19 protein-coding genes are annotated in these 17,088 nt (G+C 70.6%); 12 read left to right on the top strand and 7 right to left on the bottom strand.

What is annotated here, in order from left to right; translation table 11 throughout:
* Positions 1 to 2 precede the first annotated feature (2 nt).
* Genes ACTWPT_RS53580 through ACTWPT_RS53570 form a run of 3 tightly spaced genes read right to left on the bottom strand, consistent with a single transcriptional unit; the run spans position 3 to position 2,685 of the window.
* Positions 3 to 704, bottom strand: a complete 702-nt coding sequence (locus ACTWPT_RS53580) for a maleylpyruvate isomerase family mycothiol-dependent enzyme (protein WP_443185280.1) — start codon at positions 702 to 704, stop codon at positions 3 to 5.
* Positions 704 to 1,540 (bottom strand): fumarylacetoacetate hydrolase family protein, encoded by an 837-nt coding sequence (locus tag ACTWPT_RS53575; protein ID WP_443185279.1) that lies wholly within the window; start codon positions 1,538 to 1,540, stop codon positions 704 to 706. Before ACTWPT_RS53575 ends, ACTWPT_RS53580 begins: the two co-directional genes overlap by 1 nt.
* The gene (locus tag ACTWPT_RS53570; protein ID WP_443185278.1) at positions 1,537 to 2,685 is read right to left on the bottom strand and encodes a cupin domain-containing protein; all 1,149 of its coding nucleotides are present in this window, start codon (positions 2,683 to 2,685) and stop codon (positions 1,537 to 1,539) included. The genes ACTWPT_RS53575 and ACTWPT_RS53570 overlap by 4 nt, the downstream gene beginning before the upstream one ends.
* 105 nt (positions 2,686 to 2,790) lie before the next feature.
* On the opposite strand from ACTWPT_RS53570, the gene ACTWPT_RS53565 reads away from it, so the two are divergent.
* Positions 2,791 to 3,573: an IclR family transcriptional regulator gene (locus ACTWPT_RS53565; RefSeq protein ID WP_443185277.1), complete on the top strand. Its 783-nt coding sequence runs from the start codon at positions 2,791 to 2,793 to the stop codon at positions 3,571 to 3,573.
* A 43-nt stretch (positions 3,574 to 3,616) separates the two neighbouring features.
* On the opposite strand, the gene ACTWPT_RS53560 is transcribed toward ACTWPT_RS53565, so the two are convergent.
* A complete protein-coding gene (locus tag ACTWPT_RS53560) occupies positions 3,617 to 4,468 on the bottom strand; it encodes a glutamate ABC transporter substrate-binding protein (protein ID WP_443185276.1) in 852 nt (283 codons plus the stop codon).
* 286 nt (positions 4,469 to 4,754) lie between these two features.
* Here ACTWPT_RS53560 and ACTWPT_RS53555 point away from each other — a divergent pair, with 286 nt between their 5' ends.
* From ACTWPT_RS53555 to ACTWPT_RS53505, 11 genes are all read left to right on the top strand, one after another.
* Positions 4,755 to 5,102, top strand: coding sequence for an NADH-quinone oxidoreductase subunit A (locus ACTWPT_RS53555; RefSeq protein WP_443185275.1), 348 nt, complete (start codon positions 4,755 to 4,757; stop codon positions 5,100 to 5,102).
* A gap of 11 nt (positions 5,103 to 5,113) precedes the next feature.
* Positions 5,114 to 6,283: a hypothetical protein gene (locus ACTWPT_RS53550; protein WP_443185274.1), complete on the top strand. Its 1,170-nt coding sequence runs from the start codon at positions 5,114 to 5,116 to the stop codon at positions 6,281 to 6,283.
* A 19-nt stretch (positions 6,284 to 6,302) separates the two neighbouring features.
* Positions 6,303 to 7,151, top strand: coding sequence for an NADH-quinone oxidoreductase subunit H (locus tag ACTWPT_RS53545; RefSeq protein WP_443185273.1), 849 nt, complete (start codon positions 6,303 to 6,305; stop codon positions 7,149 to 7,151).
* The gene (locus ACTWPT_RS53540) at positions 7,151 to 7,660 is read left to right on the top strand and encodes an NADH-quinone oxidoreductase subunit J family protein (RefSeq protein WP_443185272.1); all 510 of its coding nucleotides are present in this window, start codon (positions 7,151 to 7,153) and stop codon (positions 7,658 to 7,660) included. Before ACTWPT_RS53545 ends, ACTWPT_RS53540 begins: the two co-directional genes overlap by 1 nt.
* Positions 7,657 to 7,962: an NADH-quinone oxidoreductase subunit NuoK gene (gene nuoK, locus ACTWPT_RS53535; RefSeq protein WP_443185271.1), complete on the top strand. Its 306-nt coding sequence runs from the start codon at positions 7,657 to 7,659 to the stop codon at positions 7,960 to 7,962. Before ACTWPT_RS53540 ends, nuoK begins: the two co-directional genes overlap by 4 nt.
* Positions 7,959 to 9,752 carry an NADH-quinone oxidoreductase subunit 5 family protein gene (locus ACTWPT_RS53530; protein ID WP_443185270.1) on the top strand — a complete coding sequence of 598 codons (1,794 nt, stop codon included), beginning with the start codon at positions 7,959 to 7,961 and terminating at the stop codon, positions 9,750 to 9,752. The genes nuoK and ACTWPT_RS53530 overlap by 4 nt, the downstream gene beginning before the upstream one ends.
* Positions 9,749 to 11,212: a complex I subunit 4 family protein gene (locus tag ACTWPT_RS53525; protein WP_443185269.1), complete on the top strand. Its 1,464-nt coding sequence runs from the start codon at positions 9,749 to 9,751 to the stop codon at positions 11,210 to 11,212. The genes ACTWPT_RS53530 and ACTWPT_RS53525 overlap by 4 nt, the downstream gene beginning before the upstream one ends.
* Positions 11,209 to 12,585 (top strand): NADH-quinone oxidoreductase subunit N, encoded by a 1,377-nt coding sequence (locus tag ACTWPT_RS53520; RefSeq protein WP_443185268.1) that lies wholly within the window; start codon positions 11,209 to 11,211, stop codon positions 12,583 to 12,585. Before ACTWPT_RS53525 ends, ACTWPT_RS53520 begins: the two co-directional genes overlap by 4 nt.
* 87 nt (positions 12,586 to 12,672) lie before the next feature.
* Positions 12,673 to 13,071: a VOC family protein gene (locus tag ACTWPT_RS53515; RefSeq protein WP_443185267.1), complete on the top strand. Its 399-nt coding sequence runs from the start codon at positions 12,673 to 12,675 to the stop codon at positions 13,069 to 13,071.
* 18 nt (positions 13,072 to 13,089) lie between these two features.
* Positions 13,090 to 13,428, top strand: a complete 339-nt coding sequence (locus tag ACTWPT_RS53510) for a YciI family protein (protein WP_443185266.1) — start codon at positions 13,090 to 13,092, stop codon at positions 13,426 to 13,428.
* 7 nt (positions 13,429 to 13,435) lie between these two features.
* Positions 13,436 to 14,650 (top strand): RNA polymerase sigma factor, encoded by a 1,215-nt coding sequence (locus ACTWPT_RS53505; RefSeq protein ID WP_443185265.1) that lies wholly within the window; start codon positions 13,436 to 13,438, stop codon positions 14,648 to 14,650.
* A 131-nt stretch (positions 14,651 to 14,781) separates the two neighbouring features.
* On the opposite strand, the gene ACTWPT_RS53500 is transcribed toward ACTWPT_RS53505, so the two are convergent.
* The 3 genes from ACTWPT_RS53500 to ACTWPT_RS53490 are packed head-to-tail and all read right to left on the bottom strand — an operon-like array spanning position 14,782 to position 17,080.
* Positions 14,782 to 15,309 (bottom strand): DUF1707 SHOCT-like domain-containing protein, encoded by a 528-nt coding sequence (locus tag ACTWPT_RS53500; RefSeq protein WP_443185264.1) that lies wholly within the window; start codon positions 15,307 to 15,309, stop codon positions 14,782 to 14,784.
* Positions 15,310 to 15,314: 5 nt separating this feature from the next.
* On the bottom strand, positions 15,315 to 16,118 hold the full coding sequence (locus tag ACTWPT_RS53495) for an ABC transporter permease (protein WP_443185263.1): 804 nt from the start codon (positions 16,116 to 16,118) through the stop codon (positions 15,315 to 15,317).
* Entirely contained in the window at positions 16,115 to 17,080 is a 966-nt protein-coding gene (locus ACTWPT_RS53490) for an ATP-binding cassette domain-containing protein (RefSeq protein WP_443185262.1), read from the bottom strand. Before ACTWPT_RS53490 ends, ACTWPT_RS53495 begins: the two co-directional genes overlap by 4 nt.
* Positions 17,081 to 17,088: the final 8 nt, after the last annotated feature.

Below are 17,088 nucleotides of genomic sequence, written 5' to 3'. Positions count from 1 at the left end.
GGCTACAGCCACCGTGGGAGTTCTGGCCACTGCCCGTCCCCCGGTCGGCGACCGGAGAGGTAGGCGGCGAGGCCGGCGAGGGTGCCGGTGACCGGAGCGGGGTCGCCGTCGCCGGAGACGGTCCACATGCGGCCGTGGTCGGTGGCTGTGAGGGCGAGCGCGGGCCCGGCAGCGCCGGACCGCTTGGCGGTGATGTCGTCGATCAAGGCGGCGAGGAAATCGGCCGGAAGATCGTCGAACTCCACCCCGGCGCCGAGGTCGACGGCGTGCACCATGACCTCGCGCGCGCGCATCCAGGGGATCTCTTCGGCCGGAACGGTGCGGCCCTGGGCGGTGCGGACCGCGTGGGTCCACTGCTGCTCGTCCAGCTCGGCGAGCCGGGCGTCGAGCGTCTCGGCGGCCTGTGCGGCCCAGGCACGCAGCTCGGCGGCCGGCCGCGTCGCGCCTGCCTCGATGTCGGCGTCGCGCTGCGCCGGGGAGGAGTACATCGGCCTCTCCTCGCCGGTGCGGGCCCAATGTGCCAGGTTGACGAGGGCGTCGGCGTTGGCGGCGACGTGGGCCAGCAGGTGCTTGCCGCTCCAGCCGTCGAGCGCCGCCGGCTGGTCCAGCAGGTCGTCCGGCAGTTCGGCGAGGGCGCCGAAGAAGATCACGGTGCCCTGCGCCATCCACCGCAGGCTGTCGGCGCGGCTCCTGTCGGCGGCCATCACGCGACCGGCTCGGCGACGGCCTTGACCTCGGACCGGCCGAGTCCGGTGATCTCGGTGGCCAGGACACTGCCGTCGGTGAGGTAGCGGGCGGGCTTGCGTGCGTGGCCCACCCCTCCCGGGGTCCCGGAGGCGATGACGTCGCCGGGGGTGAGCGTGAGGATCGTGGAGATGTACCGCACCAGGGCGACGGGGTCGAACACGAGGTCCGAGGTGTCGGCCTGCTGGACCACCTCACCGTCGACGGATCCGGTCAGGCTGAGCGAGGGCCGGCTGCCGCCGTCCAGCTCGTCGGGGGTGACCAGGTAGGGGCCGAACGGCGTGCTGTCCTCCCAGGTCTTGCCCTGCAGCCACACCGGGGAGCGGTACTGCCAGTCCCGCATCGTGACGTCGTTGAGAACGGCGAACCCCGCGATGGCCGCGGCGGCGTCGGCCTCACCGGCGCGCCGCACGGTCCTGCCGATGACGATGGCGAGCTCGGCCTCCCAGTCCACCTGGCCGGACTCCGGGGGGAGCCGGATCTCGTCGTACGCCCCGACGAGCGCCTCGGGATACTTCGCGAACAACGTCGGGTACTGCGGCAGCTCCCGGCCCATTTCGAGGATGTGGTTGCGGTAGTTCAGCCCCACACAGATGATCTTGCCTGGCCGGGGGACGACGGGCGCGTAGCCGGCGCACTCGGCCGCCCGCCCCTCCGCCCGCGCGGCGTGTTCCGCCCAGTCCGGCCGGGCCAGCAACTCGCCGAGGTCGGCGAGGCCGAGGTCGATCAGGGTCTCCCCCTCGACACGCACGGCCCGGGTGGCGCCGTCGGCGGTGCGGATGGTGGCGAGCTTCATGCGTTGAGTCCTTCTACGTGTGCGCGGTTCAAATGCAGCGTCTCGAAAATCGGCCCGTCGCTGAACCTGAAGAGATCGAGGGCGGCAGAGTCGGAATCGGACGCCGAGGCCTCGGACTTCGCCGAGAACGGCACCCAGGAGGGGACGACGAACAGATCACCCCGGGTGACCGACCAGGACAGATCTCCGACCGTGACCCGCCCGCTGCCGTCGAAGACCTGGTACACCGAGGAGCCGGTCTCGCGGCGGGGGGCGGTCTCGGCGCCGCTGCGGATCCGGTGCATCTCGACCCGGATGGTCGGCAGCACATCGCCTCCGGTGGTGGGGTTGGTGTAACGCACCGCCGCGTGACCGGGCTCGAGCGGCCCGGCATGGCCCTCGGCCTCGAGCTCGAGCTGGTCCGCAAGCGCGCGGTCGGTGTCGGCCCACCGGTAGGCCAGCAGCGGGGTGCCGGGCTGCGCGCCGAGGGACGAAACCGGGCGCAGGCCAGGGTGGCCCCACAGCCGCTCGGATCGAGAGCGTTCGGGGGTGGTGCGTTCGTCCGCGCTGATCTGCTCACGGCCGAACTCGAAGAACTGCGACTCCGTGACGTACTGGAACGGAATGTCCAGGCCGTCGATCCACGCCATCGGCCGGTCGGCCGCGTTGTGGTGGGCGTGCCAGTTCCACCCGGCCTGGGGCAGGAAGTCACCCCGGCGCATCGGCACGGGGTCACGGCCGACCACGGTCCACACGCCCTCGCCCTCGACGACGAAGCGGAAGGCGTGCTGGGTGTGCCGGTGCTCCGGAGCGTCCTCGCCCGGCATCAGGTACTGGATCGCCGCCCACAGCGTCGGAGTCGCGAACGGCCGGCCGCCGAGCGCCGGGTTCGCCAGGGCGATCGCCCGCCGCTCCCCGCCCCGGCCGACCGGCACCAGATGCCCGGCCCGGTCCGCCAGGCCCAGCAGGCTCTCCCAGCGCCACAGATGCGGGACCGCCTTGGAGCGCGGATGCAGCGGCATCAGGTCGCCGATCTCCGTCCACAGCGGGACCAGCAGCTCCTTCTCGAAGCCGCGGTACAACTCCGCCAGGTCCACCGACGGCGTCGGCTGATCCGGCGAGTCGACCACAGCGAGGCGAACAGGGGAGTTCGCGGTCTCGGTCATGTCTGCTCCTGCCCTTCAACCTGCGGCGTGACTCGAAGACATCCGCCGGCCCGCCGTGGCTCCAGCTTGTATCGTGGAGGACAGAAAAGAACAGGAGATTCTGCTATGAAGAATCCCCCGAATTACTCCGTGCGGAGTGTCGACCACGCGCTCCAGCTGGCGGTCATGCTGCAGGTGGAGGGCCCGTTCGGCGTGGGCGAGGCCGCGCGGCGTCTCGGGGTGGCGCCCTCCACCGCGCACCGGCTGCTGGCCATGCTCGTCTACCGGGACTTCGCGATCCGCCGTGAAGACCACCGATACGCGGCCGGGCCGGTGCTCTCGCTGGGCGGGAGCTCGCAGTCGCGGACGGCGCTGCTGCGCTCAGTCGCCATGCCGCACCTGGCCGGCCTGGTCGACCGGGTCCAGGAAAGTGCGAACCTGCAGATCCTGTCCGGTGACCACGTACGGTTCATCGCGTCGGTCGAATGCATGCAGGCGCTGCGGGTCGGCAACCGCGAGGGCATGGTGTTCCCCGCGCATCTGGCCTCGGGCGGAAAAGTGATGCTCGCCGATCTACCGCCCGAGCGACTCGACGCGCTGTACAGCGAGGCGAAGTGGGCCGACCGCCTGGACCGGCGGCCCAACCTGGCGGCGCTGCGCCGCGAGCTGCGTACCGTCCGCGAGCGGGGCTTCGCCATCAACGCCGGCAAGACAGAATCGGGCGTCACCGCCATCGGCCGGGCCGTGCATGGTGAGGACGGCCGTGCTCAGGCAGCCGTGTCGGTGTCGATGCCCACCAGCCGCTTCTCCCGAGATCGTCTCCCCGGTCTGGTCAGCGCCCTGACCCTGACCGCCCGCGACATCGAAGAGGAGATGCGAGGCGTCGACGCCCCCCGCGCCCCGTCATGAATCTTGCAGGAAAGGCCGGTCCAGGCCGGTCAGGTCGCCCTGCTCAGCTGCATGTTTCGGCCGCCGGCGCCGTCTTGGGCAGAACGAGACCGGTCTTTCCGAACCACTTCTGCAGCAGCCGCGAGGCCGTGCCGTCCTGCCACATCTTGGCGACCGCCCTGTTGACCGCCTCGCACGTGGCCGTGTCGCCCTTCTTCAGCCCGACCGCGTACCTCTCGTCCGTGAACGGATTCCTCAGCAGCTTGTACCGCTTCGGGTCGTGGCTGGAGAGGCCGGCCAGGATCATGTCATCGGTCGTCACCGCGTCGAGGCCACCGCTGCCGAGCTTCTGCAGGCACTCCGAGTAGGAGTCCGCGCCGACCAGCGTGGCGGACAGGCCGAGCCGGCCGTCCGGGGGCGGCTCGGTGATCCGCTTGTAGGAGTTGGAGCCGGGCACCTGACAGATGCGCTTGTTCTCCAGGTCGGTCGCCTTGGTGATGTGGGTGGCGTCGGCGCGCACCATGGTGTCCTGGTGCGCGATGACGTACGGCCCGGCGAAGGTCACGTAATTCTTGCGCGCCGCGGTGATGGAGTACGACGCGATGACCATGTCCACCGTGCCGTTCTGGAGCAGCGCCTCACGGTTCGCCTGTCGCGACTCCCGCCAGGTGATCTTGACGTCCTGGCCGTCGGCGAGCTCTTTCACGATGTACTTGGCGACGTCGACGTCGAAGCCCTTGGGTTCGCCTTCCCCCTGCTTCAGACTCAGGTTCGGCTGGTCCCACTTGGTGCCGATGGTGACTTCCCCGGCCTCCCTGATCTTCTCTTCGACACTGGAGTACGTGTGCGTGTCACTACACGCGGCCAGGCTGACCGCCATGGCCGCTGCGGCGAGCACCGCTCCTGTTCGACGCATCAGCATAGTGGTGGCCCTATCCGATCTACGAGGGGAGTCGCCTGCCGCAGGCTGAATCAGTCGAGCGTGCCACACGCGACGTAAAGAGAAACCTGGGTATATGCATGCCTATGTCCATATCGTCGTGATTGTTTACTCAGCTGCTCCCACCTCGGCCCGCTGCCTGCGCAACACCCGAGAGACATCTCAGGCGTGAGGACGTGGACCCGGGTGGACGTCCCGTCACCGGTTGGTGGTGGTGCAGGGGGGAAGCACGGATCTTAGTAGCGATGTCAGGAGAAGAATCATGGCGCCATGGGCGGCGGTGATGGGTCTGCTGAGCCTGGTTCTCGCCGGCGTGCTCAGCGTCCATCTGGTCGCCCGGCTCATCGCCCCTTCCGGCATCGCCCAGGTCGGGCCGTTCCTGTCGGGCGCACGCCCGCACGAGCACGCGCTGTCGCGCTTCCACGTGCGCTGGTACGCGGTGACGCTGGTGTTCCTCGCCTTCGATATGGAGATGGTCTTCATGTATCCATGGGCGGTCGTCGTCGCGGAGGTCGGGGCGGTCGCGGTGGTGGAAATGTTCATCTTCCTCGGCCTCCTCATGGTCGGCGTGATCTACGCGTGGCGGGAGGGCGCGTTCCGGTGGGTCTGACCGAGTGGCTCATGCGTCAAGCCGCCCATGCCGCCCGTCCGCTGGTCGTGGGCGTCCCGTACGGCACCCGGACACGGCTCCACGTCGAGGCGGAGCTCGCCAGGCGCGGCTGGGTCACGGCGCGGACGGTGGCCGAGGCGGGCATGCTGGTGGTCTGCGGTGAGCCAGGGGACGATCTGAGCCGGGCCGTGCAGCGGATCTGGGCGGACCTGCCCAGTCCACGGGCCCGGGTCGAGCTGCCGCCGATGTCGGATCCCGCACGCGTGGCACAGGCATTGGACGAGGCGACGGACCGGCTGGCCGATGCGCAGGCGCAGCGGCGGGACGCAGCGGAACGGCTCACTCGGCCCTGGCGACCGGAGGCCGGCGAGCAGGCCCATGGGGAGCACACCGCTCACGAATCCGCCGGACACGAAGAGCACGCCGCGCACGGACATGCCGCTCATGAGGGTCACGAGCACCACATGGGGAGTCCGGGTGGGCTCAGAATGGCCGGCCGGGCCGATGACCGTGACGGTCTGAAGCTCGACCGGCTTCACCTGCCGCTCGGGCCCGTTCTCACCGATTGGCCCTGCGGACTCATCGTGGAGACCACGGTGCAGGGCGATGTGATCCAGCAGGCCACGGTCAAGGTCGCCGACGGGTTGTCCCGTGGCGGCGAGGGATCGTTCTGGGACGGGCCGTGGCTGGCGGCGACACGGGGCCGGCGGATCATCCGGGGACAGGCGGAAAGACACCGGGCGGCCTCGCACCTCGACAGCCTCGACCGGCTGCTGGCCGTGGCGGGGTGGCCCGCCGAGGCGGCACGGGCGAGACGGCTACGCGACCGCGCCCTGGCCGGAGCTCCCCTCTCCGAGCTGGGGCCGGAGTTCAACCGGTTCGCCGGCCGGGTCAGCGGGTCGTGGATCCTCCGGTGGATGTTCCGCGACGTCGGCGGCGCCGGCGGCGACGTGTGGCAGCGCCTGCAAGGATGGCTCGCCCGGACCCGGACGGCGCTCGACGCCTTGGAGGACGGCTCGCCCCTCACCGACGATCAAGGACCGCGCGGGCCGGTGAGCGAGCGGCCCTCGGCGAACCTTCTGGCCGCACTGCCCGATCTGCTGGCCGGGGCGGAGCTCGCCGCCGCCCGGCTGATCGTCGCGAGCCTGGATCCCGACGTCGAGCAGGTGCTCCATGCCTGAGCTCACGCCAGTCTGGACAATGATCGCCTACCCTCTCGCACTGGGCGCGTTCACCTTCGCCGCCGCGGCCTTCGACACCAGGCGCCCGCTCAGCCGGGTGGCGCGGCTGCTCGTGCAGCAGCGGCGGCGCACCCTGCTGCCGGACACCCTGCTGATGCGGATCGGCGTGGTGAGCCTGCTCGCCGCCGCGGTCCTGGCGGGGATCGTGCTGCCGCTGGGCGACATCCCGCTGCTCGACCTGGACGTCGGCATCGTCTGGTTCAACGCGATGGAGGTGTGCGTCTGGGGCTCGCTCTGGCTCATCGGCTGGGGCGTCAACGCGATCCACCCGCTGGTCGGCGGCTACCGCTTCATCGCCCAGGGCCTGGCGTACGAGTTGCCGCACATGTTCGCGCTCATCACCGTCGCGCTGGGGGCGGGCTCCCTACGGATGACCGACGTGGTGGCGGCGCAGCAGGGGCTGTGGTTCGCCGTCTGGATGCCTGCGGCCTTCGGCGTCTACCTGATCTCCGCACTGGCGATCGCGTTCTGGGGACCGATGAGCCAGCCGCTGGGCCAGGACATCGCCGGAGGCGTGACGGCCGAGCTGGGAGGCGCCGATCGGCTGCTGTTCGGGATCGGCCGCTACGCGCTGCTCGGCGTCGTGGCGGCGGCGGCTGTACCTCTATTCCTCGGCGGGGGCGCCGGACCGTGGCTGCCCGAGTGGGTGTGGACGGCGCTCAAGACCGCGGCCGTCCTGGCCGTGCTGGTATGGGCGCGACACCGGTTCCCCGCGGTCAGGATGGACCGCTTCATGCAGGCGTCCTGGCTCGTTTTGATCCCCGTCACGCTCGTGCAACTGCTGATCGTCGGAATCGTGGTGTTGTGATGGCCGTCGCCTTCTGGATCCTCGCCGTCCTCGCCGTGGCCGCCGGGGTCACGGTGTTCGTCGTCGACTCGATGGCACGGGCGACGTTCGCCCTGCTGACGTCGCTCCTGGCCGTCGGGGTGACGTTCCTGCTGATCGACCTGCGCTACCTCGGTGTGCTGATCATCCTCATGATGGTCATGGAGATGCTGATCATGGCCGTCTTCATGATCATGTACATGATGAACCCGGCTGGGCTCATGCCGATGAAGATGGTGCACAACAACAAGGGCGCCGCCGTCATCGCCGGGACCGTGTTCGTGTTGCTGGCGGCCGGGGCGCTCGTCACCCGGTGGCCGGAGCGCAGGGGGACCCCGCCGGCGGACCCGACCGAGCAGCTGGGGCTGGCGATCATGGGCCCGAAGATGCTGGTGATGATGGTCATCGGTGTCGCGATCCTGGCCACGATGATCGCCGGTGTGGTGCTGGCCACGCACAGGGGGCGGTACGACACCGAGGAGGGGTCGTGACGCTCGAGGCGTTCCTGCTCCTGGCCGCGGCGCTCTTCGCCGTGGGCCTGTACGGCGTGCTGTCCCAGCAGTCGATCGTCATGCTCATGATGGGCCTGGAGCTCATGATCAACGGCTTGATCGCGGCGGGCGGCGCCTTCTGGTACTTCCTGGCCCCCGCCTCCGCGGACGGCCAGGTGCTGGTGCTGGTCGCGGTGACCGTGATGGCGCTGGAGATGGCGATGGGCTTCGCCGTGGTCACCGCGCTCTTCCGCGCTCGCGACGTCGACATGACCGATGCGGCCGGGGACCTGAAGGGATGAGCGCGCTCCTGTGGTCGCTGCCCGCACTGCCGATCGTCGCCGGCGGGCTGCTCCTGCTGGTGCGGTGGCGCCCCCCGGTGGTGGCGACGGTCGTAGCGGCCGTGACGCTCGTCCTCGCGGTGTGCGCCGCCGCGACGCGGCCCTCGGCTCGCACCGTGCTGTTCGCCGGGATCGAGTCGGGGGCGGCGGTCGACGGCCTGTCGGCCGTGATGGTGGTCACGGTCGCGGCGGTGTCGCTGGCCGTGCTGGTGTTCGCCGCGGGAGAGATGCGCGAGCCCCGCTTCTTCGGCCTCATGCTGATCTTCGTCGGCGCCATGCTGCTGACCGTCACCGCGACGGACCTCGTCCTTCTGCTCATGGCGTGGGAGGTCATGGGCGCGATGTCGTACGCGCTGATCGGCTTCTGGTGGCAGGACCCGGACCGGGTCCGCTCGGCGAGCATCGCGTTCGTCACCACCCGCGCCGGCGATCTGGGCCTCTACCTGGCGGCCGGCTGCGCCATGTTCGGCGGCCAGGCGCTGGCCCTGAGCGGCCTGGCTTCGTCCGCGTGGCGTGACCTGATCGCCGCCGGCCTCGTCGCCGCGGCGCTCGGGAAGTCGGCTCAGCTGCCCTTCTCGTTCTGGCTCTCCCGTGCCATGGCCGGCCCCAGTCCGGTCTCGGCGCTCCTGCATTCGGCGACCATGGTCGCCGCCGGGGCGTACCTGCTGTTGCGGATGCAGCCGTTGCTGGCCGCGACCGGCTGGGCGGCCACCCTGGTGGCCTGGGCGGGCGCGCTGACCGCGCTCCTGCTGGGTGGCGTGGCGGTGGCGCAGCGGGACCTCAAGCAACTGCTCGCCGCGTCGACCTGCGCCCAGATCGGATTCATGGTGCTGGGAGCGGGGGTGGCGGCCGTGGCGGGCGGAGCGGCACACCTGGTCGCGCACGCCGCGGTCAAGAGCCTGCTGTTCCTCGGGGCAGGCGCCTGGTTGACCGCGCTGGGCACCAAGGACCTGGCCGAGCTCCGCGGCGCCGCCCGCCGCCACCGCCTGGTCGGCCTCACCTTCGGGGTCGGTGGCCTGGCGCTGGCCGGGCTGCCGCCCCTCTCCCTCTGGGTCACCAAGGACGCCGTGCTCGCCGCGGTGGATTCACCCGCTCTGTACGTCGTCTCGCTCGGCGGCGCCTTGCTGGCCGCGGCGTACGCGGCGAAGGCCGTGGTCGCGGTCTGGCAGCCGGGTGAGGTCGGAGGGCGCCGCGTGGGCCTTTGGGAGATGATCCCGCTGCCGGTGCTCGCCGCCGTCGCCGCCGCGTTCGGGGTCGTCGGACTGCCCGGAGTGTTCGACGGCTGGTCCCGGCTGGTGGGCGAGCCGGCCGCACCGGCTCCCGGCGCCGGTGAGCTGGCGTTGTCGGGCGGGCTGGCCGCCGCCGTGGTGCTGACCATGGTGGTGGTACGGCGCCGCCACGCGACAGTCCCAGGCCGGGACGCATGGGCCGGCTGGCTGCACCTGGAGCAGGCAGCGGTCACCTTGGTGTGGCGGCCACTGGAATCCGCCGCCAAGGCCGCGGCGTGGTTCGACGACCGGGTCATCGACGGTGCCGTACGTGCCGTGCCCCGCGCGGGGATGGCCGCGGCCCGCGTGGCCATGAGACCCTTCGAGACCGGAGTGGACGGCGTGGTGTCCGGCATCGTCGCGGGCACGGCCAGGCTCGGCAGACTGGCCCGTCGCCCGCAGACCGGGCAGATCCACACCTACTTCGCCCAGGCGGCGGTGGCGTTCGTCCTGCTCGCCCTGGTCATCGTGCTGGTGAGGTGAGCGTGCTCTCCGTCGTGATCTTCCTCCCCCTGCTGGCGGCGGCCTCGCTCGCGCTGCCGCGGCTCGGCACCCGGGCCGTCCCGTGGATCTGGATCGGCGCCGCCGCCCTGGACCTGGCGCTCGTCGTGGTCATGTGGCTCGGCTATGACGGCGGCATCGCCTATGAGACGCGCCTGCGGTGGATCCCGTCCATGGGCGCGGGTTACCACGTCGGCGTGGACGGCCTGTCTCTGCCGCTCATCGCGATGACCGCGCTGCTGTTCCTGGTCTGCGCGATCTACTCGATGCGCGAGAGCGAGCGGGTCCGGTCCTACGCCGCGCTCTTCCTGTTCCTGCAGACGGTCTCGCTCGGCTTGTTCGCCGCGCTCGACCTGCTGCTGTTCTTCGTCTTCTTCGACCTGTCGATCGTCGGCATGTACTTCGTGATCGTCGGCTGGGGGCACGGCGACCGCGCCCGGTCGGCGCTGAAGTTCTTCCTCTACACCTTCCTCGGCTCGCTGGTCCTGTTGCTCGGCTTCATCGGCCTGTTCCTGGCCGGAGGGACGTTCGACATGGTCGAACTGACCCGGACTCCCCCGGCGGCGAGTGCGCTGGTGCTGCTGGCCATCGGTACCGGGCTGGCGGTCAAGACGCCGACCGTGCCCGTGCACACCTGGTTGCCGCCCGCCCACACCGACGCGCCCGCCGCCGGTTCGGCGATCCTGGCGGGAGTGCTGCTGAAGATGGGCACGTACGGCTTCGCGAGGATCGCGATGCCGATGCTGCCGGACGCGTGGCGCACGTACGCCTGGGTGATCATCGTCGTCGGCGTGGTCAGCGTGCTCTACGGCGCCCTGGTCGCGCTCGCCCAGGAGAACCTGAAGCGGCTGATCGCCTACACCTCGGTCAACCACATGGGCTACATCATCCTGGCCCTCGGCGCCGCGGGCCTGGCCGCGGGCGACCCGCGGGCCAGGGACCTCGCCGTGAGCGGCGCGGTCACCCAGATGGTCAGCCACGGCCTGATCACCGGCGCGCTGTTCCTGCTGACCGGCGTGCTGTGGGACCGGGCACGCAGCTACGACCTCGGCCGCTTCGGCGGGATCGCCGCCAACGCGCCGATCTTCACAGCGCTGACCGCGGTCGCCGCCTTCGCCTCGCTCGGACTGCCGGGCCTGTCCGGTTTCATCGCGGAGTTCCAGATCTTCATCGGGGTGATCGGAGCCGGCGCGGTCCTGGCGGGAGTGCTGAGCATCACCGGCATCCTCATCACCGCCGCCCTGTTCCTGCGGGTCCTGCACCGGGCCTTCCTGGGCCGGCCAGGCGAGCTCACCGGGCGAATGATCGAAGTACGCCCTGGCGAACTCGCCGCCGTGGCGCCGTTGTTGCTGCTGTCCCTGGTCATCGGAATCGCCCCCCGATGGTTGCTCGGCCTCATCGAGCCGGCCTCCGCCGCCCTGGTGTCGTTGGTGAGCCGATGACCGGGATGGCGGAGAACCCGCTCGACCTGCTGCCCGAGCTGCTGATCCTGGCGGGGGCGGTCGCCGGGCTGCTCGTGGGGCTGTTCGTGCCGCGGGGGCGGCAGCGGGTCGTGGCGTGGATCTGCGGGACGGCGCTGGCGGGCGCGATGGTGGCCGGCGCCGTCGCGGCGACCCGGCAGGACGTGATGGCGTTCGAGTCCTTCGCGGTGGACCTGCCGACCAACGTGGCCCGGCTGGCGGTGGCGGGCGCGACCCTGCTCATCGTCGTGCTCGCCGCCGGCTGGGCCCGCGGCGGCAGCCGCGAGAGCGAGGTCTACGTCCTGCTGCTGCTCGCCGCGCTGGGCACGATCGTGCTGGCCGGGGCGAGCGATCTGCTCGTCTTCGTCGCCGCGTACCTGCTGGCGAGCATCCCCGCGTACGCGCTGGCCGGGTTCGCCAAGGACGCCCACGGCACCGAGGCCGCGCTCAAGTACTACCTGATGGGCGCCTTCCTGGGCGTGCTCATGCTCGCCGGGGTCACGCTGGCGTACGGCCTTTCTGGCACGACCGCGTATCGATCGCTGTCCGATGCGCCTCCGGCCGCCGCCGGCTGTGCGGTCCTGCTGCTGCTGGCCGGCGTGCTGTTCAAGGTGGGCGCGGTACCCGCCCACTTCTGGGTGCCGGACGCCACCGAGGGCTCATCGGCGGTAATGGCCACGTTCATCACCACCGTGCCCAAGATCGGGGCGTTCGTCGGCCTGTACCGGCTGGCCACCGAGGTGTTCGGCGGGACGTGGCGGCCGGTCGTCGCGCTGATCGCCGTCGCCACCATGACGCTGGGCAATCTAGCCGCCTTCTACCAGGACAACCTTCGCAGGCTGCTCGCGTACTCGACGATCAGTCAGGCGGGGTACCTGCTGCTGCCCGTCGTCGTCGCGGGACAGAGCGACCTGGCCCGGCCCGCCCTGCTCTTCTACGTCGCCGCCTATGCGATCACCAACCTCGGTGCCTTCGCGGTCGTGGTGGCCGTCGGACGCGACTCCCTCGCCGACCACACCGGCCTGAGCCGCCGATCGCCCCTGCTGGCGCTCGCCGTGGTGGTCTGCCTGCTCGGCCTCGTCGGCACCCCGCCGACGGCGGTCTTCGTCGGCAAACTCCTCGTCTTCTCCGCGGCATGGGACGGGGGGTACGCGTGGCTGGCCGCGATCGCCGTGATCAACACGGTGGCCAGCGTCTTCTATTACCTTCGGTGGATCCTTCCGCTTTTCCGAGCGGGTGACGGACCCACCGAGATCCGGCCCATCGCGTCCGGGATCGCCGTGCTGGCCGCCGCCCTGTCACTCTTGCTCGGCCTGGCCAGCGGGACAATCCTGGCCATTTCCTATCCGTTCTGATAGCCGGACGCAGGTGTCGTATCGGCCGGACTGCCAATCGTCTTACTGATGAAGGCCGACGGACGGCCTGGGAAAGGGAGCGACGTCATGAATCCGACGCTGAACACCATCGACATCGTGGTCTCCGACATGGGCGCCTCGATCGCCTTCTACGCACGTCTCGGGCTGGAGTTCAAGCTCGACCCGCACTCGCCCGAGCACGCCGGCTGCGACCTGCCCGGCGGACTGCACGTCATGCTCGACACCGAGCCGTTCCGCACCCCGTTCCTGCCCGGCTGGACCCCACCGAAGGGCGGGCCGCGCACGCTGCTGTGCTTCGAGTTCGACTCCCCCGCCGGGGTGGACGCCAAGTACGCCGAGCTGGTCGAGGCCGGGTACCGGGGTATCAAGGAGCCGTTCGACGCGTTCTGGGGCATGCGGTACGCCACGATGGCCGATCCGGACGGCAACGGCGTGGACCTGTACGCCACACTCCCGGCAAGCTGACGGTAGGGAGGGCGGACAATGAAATACGTGCTGATGTTCGTCGAGACCGAGGAGTTCGCCAAAGAGCTCGAGGCGATGGGCGAGCTGGAGCGGGAGGCCGCGTATGAGGCGGTGGGCCGCTGGTTCGCCGAGAACGCCGACAAGATCACGCATCATAATCATCTGCATCCGGTGCACACCGCGACCACGGTGCGGCTGGGCGAGGGCGAACCGGTGGTCACCGACGGGCCGTTCGTGGAGGGCAAGGAGGTGGTCAGCGGGTTCGCCGAGGTCGAGGTGGCCGACCTGGACGAGGCGCTGAAGCTGGCCCGCTCGTGGCCCGCCTGCCCCGTCGTGGAGATCCGTCCGGCCAGGTGATGAGCACGTGAACGAGCACGTGAACGAGCAGGCGAGCGCGGAGGTGCTGGCCCGCGTGGTGCGCGAGCACGCGGGCCGGCTGGCCGCGTCCTTGGTGTCGTTGCTGGGCGATTTCTCCGCTGCGGAGGACCTGGTGCAGGACGCGGTCGAGACGGCGCTGCGGCGCTGGCCGGTTGAGGGTGTGCCGGAGCGGCCGGACGCCTGGCTGTTCACCGTGGCCCGGCGGCGCGGCCTGGATGTGCTGCGCCGCGAGTCGAACTATCGGGCCAAGCTCGCCCAGCTCACCTGGCCGGAGCCGGCCGACCTGGACGACCGGCTGCGGCTGGTCTTCACCTGCTGCCACCCCGCGCTGTCGCGCACCGCGCAGATCGCGCTGACATTGCGGGTGGTGTGCGGGCTGAGCACTGCCCAGATCGCGGCGGCGTTCGTGATTCCCGAGACCACGGTGGCGCAGCGCATCACGCGGGCCAAGCGGAAGATCGGCGAGGCCGGCATCCCGTACCGGGTGCCGGCCGACGAGGATCTGCCGGAGCGGCTGAGCGAGGTGCTGGCGGTCATCTACCTGCTGTTCAACGAGGGCTACCTGTCCAGCACCGGTGAGCGGGCGCACGCGCGCGATCTGGTCGAGGACGCAGAATGGCTGGCCGCGCTGCTGGTGAACCTGATGCCGAGGGAGCCGGAGGCAGCCGGGCTGCTGGCGTTGATCCGGCTGCACCGGGCACGCGGGGCGGCCCGCTTCGACGCCCAGGGCCGCCTGGTGCTGCTGGCCGACCAGGACCGCTCGTTGTGGGACCGGCAGGCCATCGAGGAGGCGACCGGGCTGCTGACCCGGACCGCGCGCACGTACCGCCGGCCGGGGCCTTATCAGGTGCAGGCGGCGATCGTGGCCTGCCATGCCGAGGCCGGCAGCTTCGCCGACACCGACTGGCCGCAAATCGTGATGTTGTACGACATGCTGCTGTATCTCGCCCCGTCGCCTGTCACCCGGTTGCACCGGGCGATCGCGCTGTACTACGCCAAGGGGGCGGAGGCGGCGCTGGCCGAGCTGAAGCAGCTCGGCCAGGCGCTGGAGCACTACCCGCTGTTCCACGCCACGCTGGCCGAGCTGCTGCGGGATGTCGGACGGCGGCAGGAGGCGCGGCAGGCCGACGAGCGGGCGCTGGAGCTGACCGCCAACCCGGCCCAGCAGGCGCTGCTGGAGGAGCGCATCAGCTGGGGGTGAGCTCGGCGGCCGTTCTCACCCCCCAGGGAACACGAGGTGCGCAAGAGCACGATCACCGCTGCGGTCGCGGCCACCGCCGCCGTGCCGGTCGCGGCAGGAGGCGTGGACGCGCCGGTCGTGCGGTCACTCGTTCAGCGTCGGGACCCCATGAACATGCGCGCATAGCGGATCCGCAGGCGGCCGTAGTCCATCTCGCCTGTTACCCGGATGTGCGGCCTTCCCGGGCGCGAGCGCCCTGGCACCGTGGATGTGACGCCACCCCATTCGGTCTGCATTCCGTCGGCGTTCGCGCTCGCGCCGGCCGGCAGGACGATCGTGGCGGAGCCGTAGGGCAGGTGGAGTTCGATGTCGATCTGCGGATGGTCGATGACGGCCCGGGTCATGTCGAGCCACACGCCGCCGTACTCGGAGTCGATCCGCAGGAACCGCGGGACCCGCCACTCTCCTGCCCGCCTGGTGCGCCCGCCCCTGGAGGCGAGGTGCACCACCTCCTCCGGCAGATCGGCGAGAGCAGGTTCCAGGTCGGCCTGGGAGGTAGCGGTGAGCACCAGTTCGAGCCGCTGCTCCATCTCGCCGGAGCTGAGGCGGCCGTCCGCGTACGCCTGCTGGAGCCGGTCCACCGCGTTGTCGCGTTCCGTATCGGAGATGCGGAGCACCATGCGGGTCATTGGCTGACCGCCCGCTTGTACAGCCGCGTGGCCAGCGGCACGAACACCACGAGGAGCAGGAGCGACCACAGCAGCGTCGCCGGCACCGCGTGCTGCAGCGGCCAGGCGCTGGGCAGGGGCATGGCCGGACTGGTGTTGCCGAACAGCTCGCGGGCGGCCTGGACGAGCGTGGAGATCGGGCTCCATTCGGCGATCGGCTTCAGCGGCCCGGGCAGGCGGGCGCTGTCGACGAAGGCGTTGGACAGGAAGACCAGCGGGAGCGACACGAGGGTGGCCACATTGTTGAACACCTCGGGCGTGCGCAGCGCCAGCGCGACTGTCGCCGTCACCCAGGAGAACGCGTACGCGAACAGCAGCAACACCAGGAATCCCAGGGCGGCCTCGAAGGGCGAGGTATGGATGCGCCATCCGACGAGCAGCCCGACAAGCGCCATCGTGACGATACTGGTCACATTCATGATCAGGTCGCTGAAGGTCTGGCCGGTCAGCACCGCCGAGGGCGACATCGGCAGCGTGCGCAACCGGTCGAAGATACCTTTCTGCAGGTCCTGCGTGAGGGTGTAGCCGGTGATCTGCGAGCTCCCGGCGATCGTCATCACGAAGACGCCGGGAACCAGGTATTCCACGTACGACATGCCGGGCAGGTCGATCATGCTGCCGAAGACGTAGGTGAACATCAGCACGAACACGATCGGGAGCAGGACCACGCCGCCCAGCAGGTCGGGTGCTCGCTTGATCTTCAACGCGTTGCGCTTGGTGATCGTCATGCTGTCGGCGATCGCCACCTGCAGAGTGTTCATCGGACGCTCTCCTTGATCTTCTCGTCGGCCTCGTGTCCCGTGAGGGTCAGGAACACGTCGTCCAGCGTCGGGCGGCGCAGTCCGGCATCGCGTACGGCCACCCGCTCGGCGGCGAGCCGCCCCAGCGCCGTGGTCAGCGCGGCCGCCCCACCGCTGACCGGGACCGTCAGCCGCAGGGCGCCCGGGTCGGCCCGCATCTCCTCGACGGCCAGGCCCGCCAGCGCACCGCGGGCGGTCTGCAGGTCGGCCGCGCTGGTGACGGTCAGCTCGATGCGGTCGCCACCGACCTGGTCCTTGAGCTCGTCGGCGGTGCCGAGCGCGATCACGCGGCCATGATCGACCACCGCGATCCGGTCGGCCAGCCGGTCGGCCTCCTCCAGGTATTGCGTGGTCAGCAGCACTGTCGTGCCGCCCGCCACTAACTCGGCGATGACCTCCCACAAGCCCACGCGGGCCCGCGGGTCCAGGCCGGTGGTGGGCTCGTCCAGGAACAACACCGGGGGGTCGGCCACCAGCGCGCCGGCCAGGTCCAGCCGGCGGCGCATCCCTCCGGAGTAGCCCTGCACCGGACGGTCGGCCGCATCTGTCAGGTCGAAACGCTCCAGCAGCTCGCGGGCACGCTGCTTGGCGCGCTTGACTCCCAAGTGGTACAGGCGGCCGACCATCTCCAGGTTCTCGGCGCCGGTCAGGTGATCATCGACCGCCGCGTACTGGCCTGAGGCCCCGATGACCGTACGCAGCCGCGCCGCGTCGCGCACAACGTCGAACCCCCCGACCACGGCTCGGCCGGCGTCCGGCTTCAGCAGCGTGGTCAGGATCCGCACGGTGGTCGTCTTGCCGGCGCCGTTCGGGCCGAGCAGGCCGAACACCGTGCCCTCGGGGACCGACAGGTCCATCCCGTCCAGGGCGACGACGTCGCCGTACTTCTTGACCAGGCCCTCGGCCTCGATCGCGTCTGGCATGAGGTGCA

Source organism: Nonomuraea sp. 3N208, from assembly GCF_052245935.1.
In the GTDB taxonomy this organism is placed as follows: Bacteria; Actinomycetota; Actinomycetes; order Streptosporangiales; family Streptosporangiaceae; genus Nonomuraea.
This window is presented reverse-complemented; position numbering and strand designations above follow the sequence as displayed.

Bases quoted from the DNA above. Each gene is read 5' to 3' on its own strand.
- ACTWPT_RS53580 (WP_443185280.1), bottom strand. From the start codon at position 704: ATGGCCGCCGACAGGAGCCGCGCCGACAGCCTGCGGTGGATGGCGCAG.
- ACTWPT_RS53575 (WP_443185279.1), bottom strand. From the start codon at position 1,540: ATGAAGCTCGCCACCATCCGCACCGCCGACGGCGCCACCCGGGCCGTG.
- ACTWPT_RS53570 (WP_443185278.1), bottom strand. From the start codon at position 2,685: ATGACCGAGACCGCGAACTCCCCTGTTCGCCTCGCTGTGGTCGACTCG.
- ACTWPT_RS53565 (WP_443185277.1), top strand. From the start codon at position 2,791: ATGAAGAATCCCCCGAATTACTCCGTGCGGAGTGTCGACCACGCGCTC.
- ACTWPT_RS53560 (WP_443185276.1), bottom strand. From the start codon at position 4,468: ATGCGTCGAACAGGAGCGGTGCTCGCCGCAGCGGCCATGGCGGTCAGC.
- ACTWPT_RS53555 (WP_443185275.1), top strand. From the start codon at position 4,755: ATGGCGCCATGGGCGGCGGTGATGGGTCTGCTGAGCCTGGTTCTCGCC.
- ACTWPT_RS53550 (WP_443185274.1), top strand. From the start codon at position 5,114: ATGCGTCAAGCCGCCCATGCCGCCCGTCCGCTGGTCGTGGGCGTCCCG.
- ACTWPT_RS53545 (WP_443185273.1), top strand. From the start codon at position 6,303: ATGATCGCCTACCCTCTCGCACTGGGCGCGTTCACCTTCGCCGCCGCG.
- ACTWPT_RS53540 (WP_443185272.1), top strand. From the start codon at position 7,151: ATGGCCGTCGCCTTCTGGATCCTCGCCGTCCTCGCCGTGGCCGCCGGG.
- ACTWPT_RS53530 (WP_443185270.1), top strand. From the start codon at position 7,959: ATGAGCGCGCTCCTGTGGTCGCTGCCCGCACTGCCGATCGTCGCCGGC.
- ACTWPT_RS53520 (WP_443185268.1), top strand. From the start codon at position 11,209: ATGACCGGGATGGCGGAGAACCCGCTCGACCTGCTGCCCGAGCTGCTG.
- ACTWPT_RS53515 (WP_443185267.1), top strand. From the start codon at position 12,673: ATGAATCCGACGCTGAACACCATCGACATCGTGGTCTCCGACATGGGC.
- ACTWPT_RS53510 (WP_443185266.1), top strand. From the start codon at position 13,090: ATGAAATACGTGCTGATGTTCGTCGAGACCGAGGAGTTCGCCAAAGAG.
- ACTWPT_RS53500 (WP_443185264.1), bottom strand. From the start codon at position 15,309: ATGGTGCTCCGCATCTCCGATACGGAACGCGACAACGCGGTGGACCGG.
- ACTWPT_RS53495 (WP_443185263.1), bottom strand. From the start codon at position 16,118: ATGAACACTCTGCAGGTGGCGATCGCCGACAGCATGACGATCACCAAG.
- ACTWPT_RS53490 (WP_443185262.1), bottom strand. From the start codon at position 17,080: ATGCCAGACGCGATCGAGGCCGAGGGCCTGGTCAAGAAGTACGGCGAC.